The following is a 16567-nucleotide window of genomic DNA, read 5'->3' on the forward strand; positions in this document are numbered from 1 at the left end:
GTTACGCAGAGAGATCGACGAGCTCTATGTGCGCAGATATTCATGACAGATGCAAGCGCGGGCCGGGCGGGACGAAAATCCAATAATGGGAACGGTTTAGCTTGGCGCGCGTTATGAGAAGGTACGAAAGGCTTCCAACATGAACCGCACCCACGTCGTGGAGCGCGCCTACCAGCTCGCTCGGACCAACGATTGTCTGAACACCGGCGACGTCGTCAAGGCGCTGTCGGGCGAGGGCTATTCGGGCGCCGAAATCTCGCACTTCCAGGGCAGCTCGATCCGGGCCGACCTGAACCGCATCTGCAAGATGCCCAAGCCCGACCTCGAACCGACCTCCAACGCCGCCTGACGGCTCAATGCGCGCCGGCGCCGTCCGGCAGATGCATCTTCTCGAACCGCGCCACCCGCGTGACAAGGGTGCGGGCGGCGTCGTTCATGCCCAAGACCTGCACGTCCGCGCCCTGACGGCGGTAGCGGAAGACGACCTTGTCCACGGCGGCGACGCCGGTCAGATCCCACAGATGGGCGTCGCTGAGATCGATCTCGACGCGCGTGGGTTGGCCGTGATGCTCAAAGCTGGCGGCGAACAGATCAGCCGAGGCGAAGAACAGCTGGCCTGAGACGCGGTAGCGCAGGACGCCCGGTTCCGGCGTCGAAACCTCGGTCACGGCGATGGTCTCGCCGACCTTGCGCATGAAGAAGATCGCCGACAGCAGCACGCCCAGGATGACGCCCTTGGACAGGTCGTGGGTGGCGACGACGGTCACGGTCGTGGCGATCATGACGATGGACGACTGAAGCGGAGTGGAGCGCAGCTTCATCACCGATGACCAGTCGAAGGTGCCGATCGAGACCATGATCATGACGGCGACCAGGGCGGCCATCGGGATCTGAGCGACCCAGGTCTGAAGCGCCAGCATCAAAAACAGCAGGAACAGGCCGGCCCACAGGGTCGACAGACGCCCGCGTGCGCCGGAGGTGACGTTGATCATCGACTGACCGATCATGGCGCAGCCCGCCATGCCGCCGAACAGGGGCGACAGGACGTTGGCGATCCCCTGGCCGCGCGTCTCGCGATCCTTGTCCGACGGGGTATCGGTGATGTCGTCGATGAGATTCGCGGTCAGCAGGCTTTCCAGCAGGCCGACGAAGGCCAGGGTCGCCGAAATCGGGGCGATGATGACCAGCGTCTCCCACGTCAGGGGGACGGCGGGCAGGTGGAACATCGGCAGGCTGGTCGGCATCTGGCCCATGTCGCCAACGGTGCGCACATCCAGCTTCAGCACGATCACCAGGGCGCTGATGGCGACGATGGCGACCAGGGGCGAGGGCACGGCCTTGGTAAGGCGGGGGAAGCCGTAGATGACGACCAGGGCCGCCGCGACAAGGGCGTAGGTGATCCAGCCCCGACCGATCAGCTCAGGCATCTGGGCCAGGAAGATCAGGATGGCCAGGGAGTTGACGAAGCCGGTCATGACGCTGCGGCTGACGAACTTGATGTAGCGGCCCAGCTTCAGCAGGCCGATGACGATCTGGAACACGCCGCAGAGCAGCGAGGCGGCAAAGAGATATTCCAGGCCGTGGTCGCGCACGAGCGTGACCATCAGCAGGGCCATAGCGCCGGTCGCGGCCGAGATCATGGCCGGACGGCCGCCGACGAAGGCGATGGTCACGGCGATGACCACGCTGGCGTAGAGGCCGACGGCGGGATCGACGCCGGCGATGATGGAAAAGGCGATGGCTTCGGGGATCAGGGCCAGGGCCACAACGGTCCCCGCCAGAAGATCGCGGCGAGGATTGGCGAGCCATTGCTGGCGCGCGGAGGCGATGATGGACATTTCAGGATTTCATCTGGATGAGCCGCGCCCGATGGTTCGGTTGCAAGGCGGCTCGGTTTCCCAGCGGATCGGCGGCGGGGATAGCCACCCGTCGCCTGCGAACAGGGCCGGGTCCAAGGTGATGGCGTCCTGATGCGATGTTGCGCCGCGAAAAGCAAGCGTGAAGGCTAGACCAGTCCATCCATGGCCGGCGCTTCGGCAGCGCTGCCGGGGAAAACGCGGGCGTCCAGGGCGGCGCGGTCAAGGCCCATGTGATCGCGCAACACGCCCTTGAACACCGAACGGATATCCAGGGTCGGCGCCAGGTCGCGGTTCTCTAACAGGCGGTTGTCGGCCAGGGTCGGCCAGTCGCCGATGGGGCCGCCGCGCTTCACCGCCCCGCCCGCCAGCAGAAGCGAGGAGCCAGTGCCGTGATCAGTGCCCTGGGTGCCGTTGGCGCGGGCGGTGCGGCCGAACTCGGTGGCGACGATGACCGCCGTGCGCGACCAGGTCTCGCCCAAGCCGTTCTTCAGGCCCGTGACCAGTTGATCCAGTCCGGTCAGGCGGGTCTGGAGCTGCGCCCTCTGACCCGCGTGTGTGTCCCAGCCGTCCAGCGAGACGGCGACGATGTCGGCGCCCTCCGGTCCGGTCATCAGCTTGGCGACGGCCTGGCCCAGGCCCTGGACGTCGTTGCGGCGCAGGCGTTGGTCGCCGCCCTCCATGCTGACCAGCTGCTCGGTCGCCAGACCCCGCGCCAGGTTCTGGCCCAGCATCGGATCCTCGACATAGAGATCCTGAAGCAGGGAGGCGATGCGGTCGCCGTCGCGCACCAGACCGCCAGGCGCCCAGCTGGACACCGGGGCGTCGCCGCGCAGGATCAGGGGCGTCTGGGCGCCGATCGACAGGCCCTTCAGCGACGTTCCGCCCGCCGCGACGATGGCGCGGTTCAGCCAGCCGTCGGACTGCTGGCGCAGACCTTCGCCGCCGTTCTCCAGCACGTCCTGGGCGTCGAAGTGCGAGCGGATGCGCACGGGCAGGGCGACGGCGGGGGCGAACCGCATCTGACCCTGACCATAGAGGTCGTGCAGGCCCGCGAGCGCCGGATGCAGGCCGAAGCCTTCGCTCAGGGCCAGGGCACCATTCGCCTCGCCGGGCGCGGCGATGGCCAGACCGCCGCGCAAGGGGACGTAGTTCGGATCGGCGTAGGGCACGGTGACGGACAGGCCGTCCATGGCGCCGCGCGCGATGACGACGACCAGCTTGTTGGCGGGGCCGTTGGTCTGGGCGGCGACACGGCCGGCGAAGGCCAGGCCGACCCCGGCGGAGGCGGCAGCCAGCAGATGGCGGCGGTTCATATTGAGGGCGGTCATCGGCGTTGGAACTCCGGCGACATGAACAGAAGGGTGAGGGCCTCGGGCCGGCTTTCGGCGCGGGCCACGGCGAGCCGCGTGCGTTCGCCGAGGCGCGGGCCGAGGGCGGCGGCGGCGACCGCGTTCGGGTCGGCCGCCTGGGCCAGATCGGCGGCGGTGCGCGACCAGTTCAGCCGCTCGACCAGAGCGTCGGGACCGGCCCAGTCGGCGGCCGTGTCGGGCCAACCCTCGGGCGACGGGGGCGAGAACGGCGGCTGGCCCATGTCGAGCAGGGCCTGGCGCAACGGCTGGATCCGCTGAGGTCGCGTTCCCAGCGCGCGATGGGCCGAGACGATGAAGTCGTAGGGCGTCTTGATCTTGGCGGGCTGGGGCGTCCAGCTCTCGGGCGCGTCGACCAGGGCGCGGGCGACCTGGGCCAGATCGCCGCCGGAGCCGGTCCAGGCCGCTTCCAGCCGGGCGACCAGGGCGGGCGGCGGATCGTCGGCGACGAAATGGGCGGCGAGACAGCGCGACAGGCGTTTGGCCGTGGCCGGATGTCGGGCCAGGTCACGCAGTATGGCCTGACCCTGGGCCACGCCCGCCGCCGGATAGGTCTTGCCCATCACCGTGCGGGCGCCGGGTTCGTGGACATTGGCGCGGAAGACGAAGCCGTCGGGACCGGGCTCGGTCGGGGCGGCCATGTTGCGGGCTCGCTGAGGGCGACTGGGCTGACGCTGGTCGCGGGCGGCGGGGATGGACCAGCCGGTCAGGGCGCGGGCCAGTTCGGTGACGTCGCCCTGCGTATAGCCGCCGTCGGCGCCGACGGTGTGCAACTCCATCATCTCGCGGGCCAGGTTCTCGTTCAGCCCGGCATTGCGGCGCGCGCCGGCCAGGCTGTCGGGACCGACGGAGCGGGCTTGGTCCAGATAGAGCAGCATGGCGGGATGCTGTTCGGCGGCCAGGATCAGATCCTCGAACCGGCCGAAGACGTGGGGGCGGATGGCTTCGCGCTCGTACTGACCCACAAAGGCGCCGCTGGCGAACTTGGCGGCCGAGACGGTCAGGGCGTTCGACCAGAACAGGGCCCAGCGCTCGGCGAAGCCGTCGTCTGTGGTCGCGCCGAGCTGGGCGCGGGCCAGGAACTCCTGCGCCGTGTCCTGGGTGATGTCGCGGCGGGCGGCCTGACGGGCCTCGCGCCGGGCGACGGCTTGCGGATCGGCGGCGTCCGGCATGCCGGCAGTGGGGGCAGTGGAGGAGGCGGCGTCGGCCGTCGCCGGAGCGGCGGCGCGTCGGTCGCGACGAACCCGGCCGGCGTCGCTCTGATAGTCGATATATTGGGCGACGCGTTCAGCGGTGTCGGCGAACTGGCCGGACGGCCGAGGCGCGCCCTGGGGCCGAATCTGGCCCATGGCCCAGCCGCGCGGATCGGCGGCGATGCGGTCGATCTCGCCAGGCCGGGCACCGAGACCCAGGCGCGTCAGGGCGACGGCGGCGTCGGTCGGTGATGAAGCCATGGCCTTCTCCTCGTCCGTCCCCCGCACATTGTAACGCCTTCGGGCGAAAACTCCGTCGCGGGGTCGGATTTGAGGTTAGGCGACCAATCAGGCGGGTTGGGCCAGGCCGGCCTCCGCGTCCGCGATCAGGTCGCGGTCGTCGACCTGCCACGGGTGGAAGTCGGGTTTGTAGAAGGCCAAGTAGTCGCCGATCATCCGGCGATACAGGCCCGGCTTCAGCCACAGCCAGCGGAACAGGCCCAGACGCGCGCGCCAGCCGACGATGCCGTCTTGCTCCAGCAGCATGAAGGTCGTCTCGCGCACCGTGCGGGTGAACAGCAGCGTCGTCAGGAACATGGCCCAGCGTCGGATGCGCCAGCGCTTCAGCGGACTGAGGTCCCGGGTCGCGTGCAGGAAGACGTCATAGGCCACGCCCTTGTGCTCGATCTCCTCGATGGAGTGCCAGCGCCAAAGGCGAGCCAGGTCGTGGGGAGAGCCCTTCAGCAGCTCCGGATCGGCCAGCAGCCGATGGGCGAAGGCGGCGGTGAAATGCTCCAGCGCCATGGTCGCCGCCAGCTGGGCCAAGGCGGGACGGGCGCGGGCGATGTCGAGACGGGCGGTGACGTAAGCCTCGATCTCGGCGGTGTCGTAGCCGGCGCGTTCGGTGATGGCGTTGAAGGCCATGTGTTCGCGGGTGTGGGCGCCTTCCTGGACCGTGAAGGCGCGGATGTCGGCGGCCAGAGCCGGGGGCGCGTCCTTGGCGAACCGCTTGACCGACTGGATGAAGAACCGCTCGCCGTCGGGGAAGGTCAGGCTGAGGGCGTTCATTACGGCGGTGCCGAACGGGTCGCCGTTCAGCCACCAGCGTGGCGTCGGAGCCTCGCGGTCGATATGCAGGTCGCGCGGCTTGATCTGGAGGTCGGCGGGGGTGGCGGATTTCGCCATGGTTCTGCTCCTCGATTTCGAGCGGAGGATGGAGTTAACTGACATCAATGTCAACTAATAGTCCGGTGAAGCGACGCCGCGGGGCGGTGGCGCGCGAAGAGGCGCTGGAGGCGGCGCGCGACCTGCTGCTGTCCGGCGGCCCGGCGGCGGTGACGCTGAAGGCGGTGGGCGAGCGGATGGGCGTAGGCCACGCCAATCTGATCCATCATTTCGGCTCGGCGGCCGGGCTTCAGGGCGCGCTGATGGATGCGATGGTGCGCGATCTGGCGCAGCGAATCGAGGCTGGCCTGAACGCGGGAGTGGGAGAAGGGCGCGACGGCGTCGAGCCGGGGCGGCTGATGAGCGTGGTGTTTGACGCCTTCGGGCCGGGCGGCGCCTCTCAGATGGCGGCCTGGCTGGCGCTGGCGCGCGAGCAGGGCCGGGCCGAGAGCTTCGCCGAGGTGGTGCGCGATCTGGCCGAACGGCTGGCGGCCATGGCGCCTGATGATCCCAAGGCGGCCGAGCGGGCCAAGGCCCTGGTGGTGACCGCGGCCTATATGGCCTTCGCCGAGGGGCTGATCGGGGACATCCTGACGCCGATGCTGGGCGCGCCCGAGGGGCTGGGACGCGACCTGGCGCTGAAGCTGACCGCGACACTTTTGGCCGAACCGTAAGGTTCAGAGCAAATCTTGATGCTATAGTCCCCATCGATGGCGCTTCTGGACTGGATGAGCGATGTGGCCGGGCCCGTGGTCCGGGGGGACGGCGTGCTGCTGCGCCCGCCGCGCGCCGCCGACTACGCCGCCTGGTCCACGCTGCGCGACGGCTCGCGCGACTATCTGCAACCGTGGGAACCGGCCTGGCCCGAGGACGACCTGACCAAGGCGGCCTTCCGGCGCCGGCTGTCGATCTATGCGCGCGAGATGGAGCTGGGCAACGCCTGGCCCTTCTTCGTCTTCGTTCAGGACGGCAAGACCCTGGCGGGGGCGGTGACCCTGTCGAACGTGCGGCGCGGCGTCGCCGAGACGGGGACGCTGGGCTACTGGATCGGCCAGCCGTTTTCCGGCCAGGGCGTGGCGACGGCTGGCGTTCGGGCCGTTGTCGGCTACGCGTTCGACAAGCTGAGGCTGCACCGGCTGGAGGCGGCCTGTCTGCCCACCAACCACGGGTCGCGACGGGTGCTGGAGAAATCCGGCTTTCGCAACGAAGGTCGGGCTCGCGCTTATTTGAAAATTAACGGCGAGTGGGCAGACCATTTGTTGTTCGGCCTGGTCGAGGACGAGCGTTGACGGCCGGGGGCCGTCTGGAAGGGCGAGACGCGTGACACCACGATCCCGATCGCTGGCCTGGGACGCCACGACCGCCATCGAGGCGCTGGCCGCCGCCGAGACGGCCCTGTGGGTCTGGACGCCGGCGACGGACGAACTGCGCTTCACCGGGGCTACGCGATCGCTGGGCCTGGGACCGCTGGCGCCGGAATGCACGGCCGCCGGATTCGTGGCCCTGGCCATGCCGCAGGATCGCAGCTTGGCCGAACGGATGCTCAAACCCCAGGACGAGGGCGCCGAGATCGCCGTGCGTCTGCGCATGCGCGGGTCCGAGACCTGTCTGTGGCGCGGCGTCTGGCTGGAGGACGGCCTGCGCGCCGCCGGCGTCGTGGCGCTGGAGACCAAGTTCGCCGGATCGGACCGCGATACGCTGACGGGCCTTCTGGATCGTCGCGCCTTCCTGGCCCGCGTCAGCGAGGTGCTGACCCAGCCCGGCGAATACGAGATCGTGGTCGGCGACGTGGACCGGCTGCGGCGCCTGAACGAGGCGCTGGGTCATGAGCGGACCGACCTGGTGCTGTCGGCCCTGGGTTCGCGCCTCGCCGCCGCCTTCAACAAGGACGCCTCGGCCGCGCGGATCGGCGAGGACGAGTTCGCCATCATCGTCCCCAAGACCGCCTCCCACACCAGCTATCGCGTGCGCGACGCGCTGGAACAGCCGCTGCGGGTCGCGGGCTTCGACATCTATCCGACCGTCTCCATCGGGGCGGTGATGGTGGAGGGCGGGCCGGATGCGCCCGACGCCGCCGAACTGTTGCGCCGGGTCGAGCTGGCGGTGGAATCGGCCAAGGGCGCCGGGCGCGGCGGATCGGCCGCCTATGGCCGGGCGCTGGAAAGCGACAGCTTGAGCCGTCTGGCGCTGGAGGCGGATCTGAGGAACGCCTTCGTGCGCGGCGAGATCGTGCCCTTCTTCCAGCCCATCGTGAACCTGAACACCGGGGCCGTCGCCGGTTTCGAGGCTCTGGCGCGCTGGCGTCACCCGCGCCGGGGTCTGGTGCCGCCGGACGAGTTCCTGGGTCTGACCGCCGACCTGGGGATGATGAACGACCTGGGCCTGCTGATGATGACCCAGTCGGCGCGGCAACTGGCCGAATGGATCGAACGCCATCCGCTGGCCGGCAAGCTGTTCTGCAGCGTCAACCTGTCGGTCGGCGAGATCGAGCGCCCGCACCTGTGCGAGGACGTGGCGCGCATCATCAAGGAGACCGGCCTGCCCAAGGGCGCGCTGAAGCTGGAAGTCACCGAGGGCGACATCATGCGCGACACCGCGCGCGCCGCCGAGGTGCTGCAATCGCTGAAGGATGTCGGGGCGTCGCTGGCGCTGGATGACTTCGGCACCGGCTTCTCTTCGCTGTCCTATCTGGCGCGCCTGCCGTTCGATACGCTGAAGATCGACCGCTATTTCGTGCTGACGATGAACAAGGACGAAGGCTCGGCCAAGATCGTCAAGTCGGTGGTCAACCTGGGTCGCGACCTGTCGCTGGAAGTCGTCGCCGAGGGCGTGGAGAACGCCGAACTGGCCCGCCTGCTGCTGGACGCCCAATGCCACTACGGCCAGGGCTTCGGCTATGCCCCCGCCCTGCCGGCGCAGGAGGCCGAGGTCTATCTGGCCGAAAGCCTGGCCGACGGCACCGCGCCGCTGAAGCAGCGGTCGGCGTAAGCGTCACTCGATAACGCGGCCTACGCGCACCAGCGCGCCATTGGGGTCGCTGACTGCAAACTCGTACGTGCCCCAAGGCTTGATCTCAGGCCCCGCGCCGATGATCAGTTCGCGCACGCGGTCGGCGGCGGCGTCGACATCCTCGACATAGAGATACAGGCCCAGGGCGTTGTCCTCGATCTTGGCGGGCCAGCCGGGCGTGGCGTTGAGATGGATATGGCCGCCACGTCCATCCTCCAGAATGCGATAGTCGCCGTAGTCGGCGGCTACCACAAAGCCCAGACGCCGGTAAAAGGCTTCGCTGGCGTCCATGTCGCGGGCAGGCACGATGGCGACGGCGCGGTGTTGGTCGGGCATTGGGGCTTCTCCGATGATGGGCCGATGATGCCTGCCGGCCGGCTCCGACGAAAGCCGCGCGGTAGGGCTTTCGGAGGTTTCCGGACAGTGGACCCGCCTTGTCCGTCATCACGAGAGAGGCCTGCTATGTCTCCGGCATCTGGGCTAGCGTGTCGGCATGAGTGGAGCTGGAATGCAGGAGGGCGACGGACGTCGCGCGCGGACTCGGCAGGCGATCATGGACGCCTTGACCCGGCTGATGTCCGAGCGACGTTACTCCGCCATTGGCACGACGAACGTGATCGAGACGGCCGGCGTCGGGCGCTCGACCTTCTATGAGCATTTCCAGAGCAAGGCGGCGGTGCTGGAAGCCATCGTCGAGCCGATCCTCACACCCTTGGCGCTGGCGGGGTCTGGGTTGGGCAACACCGCGCGGCTCAAGGTGCTGCTGGACCATCTGTGGGAACGCCGCGCCCTGACGCGCCGCCTGTTCGAGCCGCCATTGCGAGCCAGGCTACAGCGCAGGTTGGCGGCGTCGATCGAAGCGAGGATCGCGAGTGGGGCCGCCCACCCGCCGTCGCTGGTCGCCATAGGCGCTGCGGCGGCGCAGTTCGCCATGATTCATACGTGGCTGTCGGGGGACGTGTCCTGTCGCTCCGAGGCTCTCGCCGACGCACTGGCCGGCGTGCGCGATCGCCGGACGAGAGGGATCCGACCGTGCGCTTAGATCGCATTTAGGGGCAGGCACAGGTATCGCTGGCCGTTGGCGTCGGGGCGCCGCATGTCGCCGGCGCGGCCGGGGCCTGGTTTGGATCGTCCCTGGCCAAGATTGTCCACGGCCATCAGCTGCTGATTTTCGCCGTTGCCATGGCGGTCGTGGGCGTGCCGATGCTGCATCCCAAGGCGACGGTCGCGCGGGTCGAGCCCCGGCTGAACTAGTCCAGGTCGCCGCGCGTCGGCATGGCGGGCGCGGGCGTCGGCTCGGCCGCAGGCTTCTTCGGCATCGGCGGCGGCTTTGTGATCGTTCCCGGCCTGATGGCGTCGACGGGCATGAGCCTAGCGACCGCCCAGGCGACGTCTTTGCTCAGCGTGGCCGCGTTCGGGGCGACCACGGCGGGCAACTATGCGCTGTCCGGATGGGTCGATCCGGGCCTGGTCGCCGCCATGGCGGTCGGCGGGGGGTCTGCCTCTGGCGCGCCGGCTGGGGTCGAACGCCCGGCTTGGGCGCATCCTGTTCGCGGGCCTGATCCTGGTGGTCGCCGCCTATGTCGCGGTGCGGGCCCTTCTCGTGCTCTGACACCTCTGTTCAGCGGGCCGTCTTTGGACGACAGTTCCGCCCATGACCGACGCCAGACTGGAGATCGCCGCCGGCTTTGCGACCTTGCAGGGGCCCAAGGCGGATAATCAGGATTTCGGCGGCGTCCATATCGGCACGGCGGCCGAGCAGCGCGAGCATGGGGTGTTGGCGGTGATCGCCGACGGGGTGTCGGGGTCAAAGGCCGGGCGGATGGCGGCGGAACTGACGACGCGCAGCTTCATCGACGGCTATCTGGATCAGAACCCGCTGAACGGCATCGCGGCCAACGGCATCAAGGCGCTGCGGGGCTTCAACCGCTGGCTCCATTCGCGCGGGCGGATCGATCCGGCGATGGAGGGGGCGGCGACCACGTTTACGGCCCTGATCCTGCGCGGGCGCGAGGCGACGGCGCTTCATGTGGGCGACAGCCGGGCCTGGCATTTCCGCGATGGCGTTCTGACGCGGCTGACGGAAGACCACACGCGGGCCCAGCAGGGGCTGAGCCATGTGCTGTACCGCGCCGTCGGCATCGAGGCGGATGTGAAGCTGGATGTGCGGCAAGTGCGGCTGGAGCCGCATGACCGTCTGCTGCTGACCACCGACGGGGTGCATGGGGTGCTGGCCGATGCGGTGATCGCGAGCCTCTTGGGGCGGCGCAGTTCGCCCGATGCGGACGCCAAGGCGATCCTGGCCGAGGTCGAGGCGGCGGGGCCGCGCGACAACGCCACCGCCATCGTCATCGACGTGGTCCGCACCGGCGCGCCCGACTGGGAGGCGATCACGGCCGAGGCGGAAGGGCTGACCATCCTGCCGCCGCCCGCCGTCGGCGACAACGTCGACGGGTTCGCGCTTCAGCGGCTGGTCGCGGACGGGCGCTATACGACCCTGTTCCTGGCGAAGGATACGCTGGGCGACGCGGGCATGGTGGTGCTGAAGTTTCCCAAGCCCGCCGTGGTGTCCGAACGCGGCGCGCGCACCGCCTTTCTGCGCGAAGCCTTCATCGGGCGGCGCATCGACAGCCCCTTTGTCGGCAAGGTGCTGAGCCTGGACGCCGGTCGCCAGAGCCGGCTCTATATCGCCCAACCCTTCCATGCTGGTCAGACCCTGCATGCGCGGTTGGCGCAGGAGGGGCCGTTCGAGATCGCAGAAGGGATCGGCGTGGCCCTGCGCCTGTCGCGGGCGGTTTCGGCCCTGCACCGCGCGGGCGTGACGCACCGCGACATCAAGCCGGACAATGTGATCCTGGAGACACAGGGCGGGCTGAAACTGGTCGATCTGGGCGTCGCGCGGCTGAGGCTGGCTGAGGAGTTCGCCGAGGCCGAGGCGCCCGGCACCGCCGGCTATAAGGCGCCGGAAATGTATGCGGGCGAGAGCGGCAACGCCGCCACGGATCAGTTCGCTCTGGGGGTGACGCTGTATCGCCTGTTCACCCGAACCTATCCGTGGGGCGAGGTGGATCCGGCCGATGCGCCGCGCTTCGACCGGGCGCCCGCGCCGCCGACGCGACACCGGCCGGATATGCCCGCCTGGCTTGAGGCGGCCATCATGCGCGCCGTCGCCGTCGATCCGAACGAGCGGTTCGAGGATGTCGAGGAACTGATGCATGTGCTGGAAACCGGCAGCGCCGTCGCCGCCCCGCCGCCGCGTCAACTGTCCTTGATCGAGCGCGATCCGGTGCGGTTCTGGCAGGGGGTCAGCCTGGTCCTGCTGATCGCCTTTCTGGTGTCGATGGCGACGCGCTAGGGCGGCCTACGTTCAACCTAAGCCTTTGGATGTGCGACATTTGGCGATGATAACTCGAGGGAACCTGTGGCCGCCTTCGGCTTTTGTGACGGCGAGCGGGGATGTCGCGCCCGCACTTTCGGCACGAAAGCCTCCCCAAATGATCAAGACCCTCACCTGCAGCGCCCTGGCCCTGGCCATGGTTTCCACCCCCGCCTTGGCCCAGTCCGTCGCCCCCGATTGGTCCGGCCCCTACATCGGCATCTTCGGCGGCTACAACCAGTCGAACGATGACGGCGACGAGATCCTGCGCTTCGACCGCAATCTGGACGGCAACTACGGCGACCAGGTCACCACTGCGCCTGTCGCCCCCGCCACGGTCGGAACCAACGCCTTCAGCCCCGGCTTCTGCGGCGGCATGGCGACCAGCACCGTTCCCACCACGGGATGCCGTGACGACAACGACGGTGTCGAAGCGGGCGTTCGCGCCGGTTACGACATGCAGTTCGGCAACTTCGTCGTCGGCGCCCTGGCCGAATACAGCGTCAACAATGTCCAGGATTCGGTGACCGGCTTCTCGACCACCCCGGCCTTCTACACCTTCACGCGCGAGCTGGAGAGCACGGCGGCGGCTCGTCTGAAGCTGGGCTACGCCTATGGACCGGCCCTGATCTACGGCACCGGCGGTTACGCCTATGGCAAGTTCGAGAACAAGTTCCGCACCTCGAACCAAGCGAACAGCTTCACCGAAACCAGCGAAGGCGATGACGGCGACGGCTGGCAGGCCGGCGGCGGCGTGGAATACGCCCTGGGCCGGGGCCTGACGGTCAGCGGTGAATATCTCTACACCTCGCTGGACGTCGACAGCCCGGTGATCCGCGTCGGCAATACCGGCACGACCCCGGCGACCAACCCGTTCATTCTGGCGCCGAACACCACGGGCACGGACATGGTGCGTGGCAACGGTCGCTTCGGAACCCACATGTTCCGCATCGGCATGAACTACCGCTTCTGATCGTCAAGCGGGGCGGTCTGGCCTCAGGCCCGGCCGCCCTGGCTCGACAACATGGCCGCGTCCACGCCCAACTGGGCGAGGGCGCGTGTCCATTTCGACGTGTGTTCGCCGTCGAAAATCAGGTCCAGATCGGCGTCCGCAGTCAGCCAGACGTTGTCGGCCAACTCTTCCTCCAACTGTCCTTCGCCCCAGCCGGCGTAGCCCAGCAGCAAGGCGGAGCGGCGCGGACCGGCGACCTCGTCGGTCATGGCGGCCAGCGCCTCTCGCGTGCCGGTCATCGCCAGACCGTCGCCGAAGGCCAAGGTGTCGTCGCCGACTGTCCAGTCGTCGGTGTGCAGGACGAAGCCGCGCTCGCGCTCGACCGGTCCGCCCATCAGGACCGCGCGACCGATGGATTGATCGGGCGCCGGCGCGTCCAGCTTGTCCAGAACCGTCTTCAGATCGACGCCCGGCGCCGGACGATCCAGCCGCAGGCCCATGGCGTGATCCGGCCCGTGGGCGCAGATCAGGATGACGGCGTGTTCGAACCGGGCGTCGTCGATCCCGGGCATGGCGACCAGCAGTCGGCCGGTCAGGGTGGAGGCTTCGCTCATGATCCTGGCATCATCCGTCCGGAAAGCGGCGCAAGCAAGCCGAACCGGCGCTTGCGGTGTCGCCCGTGGTGTCTATGTGTCGCACACGGCCGTTCAAACGCGCCGGCCTCAAACCTCAGCGAGACAGACATGACCATTCAGATCGGCGATCGCATCCCCAACGCGACCTTCGCCCAAGCGACCGCCGAGGGCCCCAAGCCCGTCAGCACCGACGACATCTTCGCCGGCAAGACTGTGGCCCTGTTCGCCGTGCCCGGCGCCTTCACACCCACCTGCTCGGCGCGCCACCTGCCGGGCTTCAAGGATCACCTGGCCGACATCCAGGGCAAGGGCGTCGACACGGTCGCCTGCATCTCGGTCAACGACGCCTTCGTCATGAAGGCCTGGGGCGAGAGCCAAGGCATCACCGACGACAGCATCGTCATGCTGGCCGACGGCAACGGCGAACTGACCCGCGCCCTGGGTCTGGTGCTGGACGGTACGGGCTTCGGCCTGGGCGAGCGTTCGCAGCGCTATTCAATGCTGGTCAAAGACGGCGTGGTCGAGCAACTGAACATCGAACAGGGCGGCGAGTTCAAAGTGTCCTCCGCCGAGCATCTGCTGGCGCAGCTTTAAGTTGGATCAATCCACGCTACCGCTTCGCTACTTGAGCGTGGATTGATCGTGAACTCGGATGTGTTTAGCCCCGAGAAGCGCAGCGCCGTGATGCGTCGCGTGAAGGGGCGGGATACGTCGCCGGAACTGGCCGTGCGCAGAATCCTGCGTGCGGCCGGGATCGGCTATCGGCTGGGCGGCATGGGTCTGCCGGGCCGCCCGGATGTGGTGATGAAGGGCCGCAAGGTCGCCCTCTTCGTCCATGGCTGTTTCTGGCACGGCCATGATTGCACCCGTGGAGCACGCCAGCCCAAGACCAACGCCGGTTACTGGATCGCCAAGATCGACCGGAACCGCGCGCGCGACGCCGCCGCCATAATGGCGTTGGAGGCGTCAGGCTGGCGCGTGATCGTCGTCTGGGAATGCGAGATGAAACAGCCTGATTTCGCCGCGCGTCTGATCGCGACCGTCCTGGGTCAGGCAGCCTCGGTCGCGGCCTGAGCGGCGGTGTCGTTCAGGACGTGCTGCAAGGCGCCGATCAGGGCGGGCGGCGTCAGGGGCTTGGAGACGAAATAGGCCATGCCGGCCGCCTGACAGGCCGCGACGTCCTCGGGCGCGGTGTCGGCGGTGACGGCGACGACCGGGGTGGCGGCGTTGGGTCCGCCGCCGGCGCGCAGCCGACGCGTCGTCTCGCGCCCGTCCAGCTCGGGCATGCGCACATCCATGAAGATGACGTCGAACACCGCTTCACTGCAGCGTTCAAGGGCGACCATGCCGTCGGCGGCGGTCGTGATTTCGCAGCCCAGCGGCTGGAGGATCAGCTGCACCGCGCGGCGGTTGATGTCGTGATCGTCCACGACCAGCAGGCGCAGCGGTTGGTCTTCGGCCTCGTCGGCAACCGCAGGTGTCGCGACGACCGGTTCGGACTCGAGTGCTGGTTCAGGCGCAGGCGCGACAGCTGCGGGCTTGGGCGTGGACGCGACTGAGGGCGTCAGCGAGCGGGCGATGTCCAGGCGGCTTTCATCGACGACCTCGACGATCTGCGCCGCCTCGTCGCCGCGGGGCAGGATCAGGGAGACGGTGAAGCGCGAGCCCTGACCCGGCGCGCTGCGCACGGTCAACCGGCCGCCCATCAGATCGATCAGATTGCGGCTGATCGCCAGACCCAGGCCCGAGCCGCCGTAGCGGGCGGAAACGCCCTCGGCGGTCTGGTCGAACGGGGTGAACAGGCGGGCCAACTGATCGGTCGTCATGCCCGGACCCGTGTCCACGATCTCGAACAGCAGGGCGTATCCCGATGGCTCCTCGGGCCAGGCCTGGACCCGCAAGGTGATCTGGCCCTGCTCGGTGAATTTCATGGCGTTGGACATCAGGTTGTTCAGCACCTGACGGATGCGCATGACGTCGCCCTTGACGTGGAGCGGCATCGTCGAGGCGCCTTCGATGCGCAGTTTCAGCCCCTTGGCGTCGGCGACGCCGCGCCACAGCATCAGGGTCTGGGCCAGCATTTGCCGCAGGTCGAAATCCTTGGCCTCGACCGTCATCCGCCCGGCGCCGATCCGGGTGTGGTCCAGCAAGTCGTCCAGCAGGGCCTTCATCATCAGGCCGGCGTCGGTGATCAGATTGGCGCTGTTGCGCGACTGGGCGTCAGGCGCGCGCAACTCGGCGGCGCCGGCCAGGATCGCGCCGATCGGCGTGCGCAGGTCATGGCCGATGGCGGCCAGGAAAGTGGTGTGGTCGGCCAGGCTGCGCTCGGCCTTGAGGCGGGATTCCTCGGCGAGAGCGTGGGCGCGAACGACGGTGACGCTGGCCTCCACCATGCGCTGGCCGGTGATGGCGACATAGAAGGTGAACAGCACCACGGCCGCTGCGGCCGACATGACCAGCGGGCCGGGGGCGTGCAGCGCATAGACAAAGAAGGGGGTCGCCAGCAGGAAGCCGACCTGGGGCGTGAGGCCGGCGATCATCACGGCCTGGCATCGGGTGGCGTTCACGATCGCCGTCAGCATGACCGCGGTCAGCATCAGCACCGCGCAGACGCCCCCAACCGCGCCGCCGATCCACCAGAGGACCAGGGAAAGCGAGGAGAAGACCGTCGAATTGGCGAAGACGACGGCCAGGATCGCCAGTTTGCGGCCCGTGGACAGCGCGTCGGGAATTTTCAGGATCGGTCGATAGACGACCACCTCCATGGCCTGGACCGCCATATACAGGACGACCCAGCCCAAGGTGAAACGCACCCCGACCATCGGGGTCACGACCAGGGCGATCGCCGCCGCCGCCACGAGCCGTTGCACCGCGGCGCCCGAGCGTTGGCGAACGGCGGCGGTCCAGCTGCTTTCAGCGATATCGACAGCGGTCGATTTCATTCAGGCTCTCGAATGACGAACGCAGGTCGCTCGCATCGATCACCCTAGACGTATCGACACTAACGCTCCG

Annotated in this window: 17 protein-coding genes and 1 other annotated feature; of the genes, 10 read left to right on the forward strand and 7 right to left on the reverse strand. The window is 68.5% G+C overall.

Features of this window, described 5'->3' with window-relative positions:
• Positions 1–139: 139 nt before the first annotated feature.
• Positions 140–349, forward strand: a complete 210-nt coding sequence (locus tag GGC30_RS05805) for a hypothetical protein (RefSeq protein ID WP_055753991.1) — start codon at positions 140–142, stop codon at positions 347–349.
• A gap of 4 nt (positions 350–353) precedes the next feature.
• On the opposite strand, the gene GGC30_RS05810 is transcribed toward GGC30_RS05805, so the two are convergent.
• The 4 genes from GGC30_RS05810 to GGC30_RS05825 form a co-directional block, all read right to left on the reverse strand.
• Positions 354–1832 carry a SulP family inorganic anion transporter gene (locus GGC30_RS05810; RefSeq protein WP_370451900.1) on the reverse strand — a complete coding sequence of 493 codons (1479 nt, stop codon included), beginning with the start codon at positions 1830–1832 and terminating at the stop codon, positions 354–356.
• Between the two features lie 60 nt (positions 1833–1892).
• Positions 1893–1956: a sequence feature (sul1 is cis-regulatory element that is thought to sense ions involved in sulfur or methionine metabolism; They are found in Alphaproteobacteria), on the reverse strand.
• Between the two features lie 49 nt (positions 1957–2005).
• Positions 2006–3187: a DUF1501 domain-containing protein gene (locus GGC30_RS05815; RefSeq protein ID WP_153923089.1), complete on the reverse strand. Its 1182-nt coding sequence runs from the start codon at positions 3185–3187 to the stop codon at positions 2006–2008.
• On the reverse strand, positions 3184–4680 hold the full coding sequence (locus tag GGC30_RS05820) for a DUF1800 family protein (protein WP_153923090.1): 1497 nt from the start codon (positions 4678–4680) through the stop codon (positions 3184–3186). The genes GGC30_RS05815 and GGC30_RS05820 overlap by 4 nt, the downstream gene beginning before the upstream one ends.
• 87 nt (positions 4681–4767) lie before the next feature.
• The gene (locus tag GGC30_RS05825) at positions 4768–5604 is read right to left on the reverse strand and encodes a metal-dependent hydrolase (protein ID WP_153923091.1); all 837 of its coding nucleotides are present in this window, start codon (positions 5602–5604) and stop codon (positions 4768–4770) included.
• 65 nt (positions 5605–5669) lie between these two features.
• Here GGC30_RS05825 and GGC30_RS05830 point away from each other — a divergent pair, with 65 nt between their 5' ends.
• From GGC30_RS05830 to GGC30_RS05840, 3 genes are read left to right on the forward strand one after another with little or no spacing between them, the layout of a single operon-like run.
• A complete protein-coding gene (locus tag GGC30_RS05830; RefSeq protein WP_370451895.1) occupies positions 5670–6257 on the forward strand; it encodes a TetR family transcriptional regulator in 588 nt (195 codons plus the stop codon).
• Between the two features lie 36 nt (positions 6258–6293).
• Positions 6294–6872 (forward strand): GNAT family N-acetyltransferase, encoded by a 579-nt coding sequence (locus tag GGC30_RS05835; RefSeq protein WP_153923093.1) that lies wholly within the window; start codon positions 6294–6296, stop codon positions 6870–6872.
• A gap of 31 nt (positions 6873–6903) precedes the next feature.
• Positions 6904–8571: a bifunctional diguanylate cyclase/phosphodiesterase gene (locus GGC30_RS05840; protein WP_066549741.1), complete on the forward strand. Its 1668-nt coding sequence runs from the start codon at positions 6904–6906 to the stop codon at positions 8569–8571.
• 3 nt (positions 8572–8574) lie between these two features.
• Here the strand turns inward: GGC30_RS05840 and GGC30_RS05845 are convergent, their stop codons facing one another.
• The gene (locus GGC30_RS05845) at positions 8575–8928 is read right to left on the reverse strand and encodes a VOC family protein (RefSeq protein ID WP_153923094.1); all 354 of its coding nucleotides are present in this window, start codon (positions 8926–8928) and stop codon (positions 8575–8577) included.
• Positions 8929–9145: 217 nt separating this feature from the next.
• Between GGC30_RS05845 and GGC30_RS05850 the strand changes: the two genes are divergently transcribed.
• The 4 genes from GGC30_RS05850 to GGC30_RS05865 all read left to right on the forward strand — a co-directional run bounded on the left by GGC30_RS05850 (position 9146) and on the right by GGC30_RS05865 (position 12941).
• Complete coding sequence (locus tag GGC30_RS05850) at positions 9146–9634, forward strand: TetR family transcriptional regulator (RefSeq protein WP_194943534.1); 489 nt, start codon at positions 9146–9148, stop codon at positions 9632–9634.
• Between the two features lie 233 nt (positions 9635–9867).
• Entirely contained in the window at positions 9868–10311 is a 444-nt protein-coding gene (locus GGC30_RS16750; RefSeq protein WP_153923096.1) for a TSUP family transporter, read from the forward strand.
• Entirely contained in the window at positions 10247–11947 is a 1701-nt protein-coding gene (locus tag GGC30_RS05860) for a bifunctional protein-serine/threonine kinase/phosphatase (RefSeq protein WP_153923097.1), read from the forward strand. Before GGC30_RS16750 ends, GGC30_RS05860 begins: the two co-directional genes overlap by 65 nt.
• 139 nt (positions 11948–12086) lie before the next feature.
• On the forward strand, positions 12087–12941 hold the full coding sequence (locus tag GGC30_RS05865; RefSeq protein WP_153923098.1) for an outer membrane protein: 855 nt from the start codon (positions 12087–12089) through the stop codon (positions 12939–12941).
• A gap of 23 nt (positions 12942–12964) precedes the next feature.
• On the opposite strand, the gene GGC30_RS05870 is transcribed toward GGC30_RS05865, so the two are convergent.
• Entirely contained in the window at positions 12965–13534 is a 570-nt protein-coding gene (locus GGC30_RS05870; protein ID WP_066626932.1) for a YqgE/AlgH family protein, read from the reverse strand.
• Between the two features lie 129 nt (positions 13535–13663).
• Here GGC30_RS05870 and GGC30_RS05875 point away from each other — a divergent pair, with 129 nt between their 5' ends.
• Both GGC30_RS05875 and GGC30_RS05880 read left to right on the forward strand, forming a co-directional pair.
• Positions 13664–14149 carry a peroxiredoxin gene (locus GGC30_RS05875; RefSeq protein ID WP_153923099.1) on the forward strand — a complete coding sequence of 162 codons (486 nt, stop codon included), beginning with the start codon at positions 13664–13666 and terminating at the stop codon, positions 14147–14149.
• Between the two features lie 48 nt (positions 14150–14197).
• Positions 14198–14629: a very short patch repair endonuclease gene (locus tag GGC30_RS05880; protein WP_370451896.1), complete on the forward strand. Its 432-nt coding sequence runs from the start codon at positions 14198–14200 to the stop codon at positions 14627–14629.
• Here GGC30_RS05880 and GGC30_RS05885 read toward each other — a convergent pair.
• Positions 14605–16497, reverse strand: a complete 1893-nt coding sequence (locus tag GGC30_RS05885) for an ATP-binding protein (protein WP_153923101.1) — start codon at positions 16495–16497, stop codon at positions 14605–14607. The genes GGC30_RS05880 and GGC30_RS05885 overlap by 25 nt on opposite strands.
• Positions 16498–16567 lie beyond the last annotated feature (70 nt).

Source organism: Brevundimonas sp. SPF441, assembly GCF_009661015.1.
GTDB classification, from domain to species: domain Bacteria; phylum Pseudomonadota; class Alphaproteobacteria; order Caulobacterales; family Caulobacteraceae; genus Brevundimonas; species Brevundimonas vesicularis.

Excerpts from the sequence above, each read along its gene's own strand:
- GGC30_RS05805 (WP_055753991.1), top strand. The coding sequence starts at position 140 with ATGAACCGCACCCACGTCGTGGAGCGCGCCTACCAGCTCGCTCGGACC.
- GGC30_RS05815 (WP_153923089.1), bottom strand. The coding sequence starts at position 3,187 with ATGACCGCCCTCAATATGAACCGCCGCCATCTGCTGGCTGCCGCCTCC.
- GGC30_RS05820 (WP_153923090.1), bottom strand. The coding sequence starts at position 4,680 with ATGGCTTCATCACCGACCGACGCCGCCGTCGCCCTGACGCGCCTGGGT.
- GGC30_RS05825 (WP_153923091.1), bottom strand. The coding sequence starts at position 5,604 with ATGGCGAAATCCGCCACCCCCGCCGACCTCCAGATCAAGCCGCGCGAC.
- GGC30_RS05835 (WP_153923093.1), top strand. The coding sequence starts at position 6,294 with ATGGCGCTTCTGGACTGGATGAGCGATGTGGCCGGGCCCGTGGTCCGG.
- GGC30_RS05845 (WP_153923094.1), bottom strand. The coding sequence starts at position 8,928 with ATGCCCGACCAACACCGCGCCGTCGCCATCGTGCCTGCCCGCGACATG.
- GGC30_RS05850 (WP_194943534.1), top strand. The coding sequence starts at position 9,146 with ATGGACGCCTTGACCCGGCTGATGTCCGAGCGACGTTACTCCGCCATT.
- GGC30_RS16750 (WP_153923096.1), top strand. The coding sequence starts at position 9,868 with ATGGCGGGCGCGGGCGTCGGCTCGGCCGCAGGCTTCTTCGGCATCGGC.
- GGC30_RS05860 (WP_153923097.1), top strand. The coding sequence starts at position 10,247 with ATGACCGACGCCAGACTGGAGATCGCCGCCGGCTTTGCGACCTTGCAG.
- GGC30_RS05865 (WP_153923098.1), top strand. The coding sequence starts at position 12,087 with ATGATCAAGACCCTCACCTGCAGCGCCCTGGCCCTGGCCATGGTTTCC.
- GGC30_RS05870 (WP_066626932.1), bottom strand. The coding sequence starts at position 13,534 with ATGAGCGAAGCCTCCACCCTGACCGGCCGACTGCTGGTCGCCATGCCC.
- GGC30_RS05875 (WP_153923099.1), top strand. The coding sequence starts at position 13,664 with ATGACCATTCAGATCGGCGATCGCATCCCCAACGCGACCTTCGCCCAA.
- GGC30_RS05885 (WP_153923101.1), bottom strand. The coding sequence starts at position 16,497 with ATGAAATCGACCGCTGTCGATATCGCTGAAAGCAGCTGGACCGCCGCC.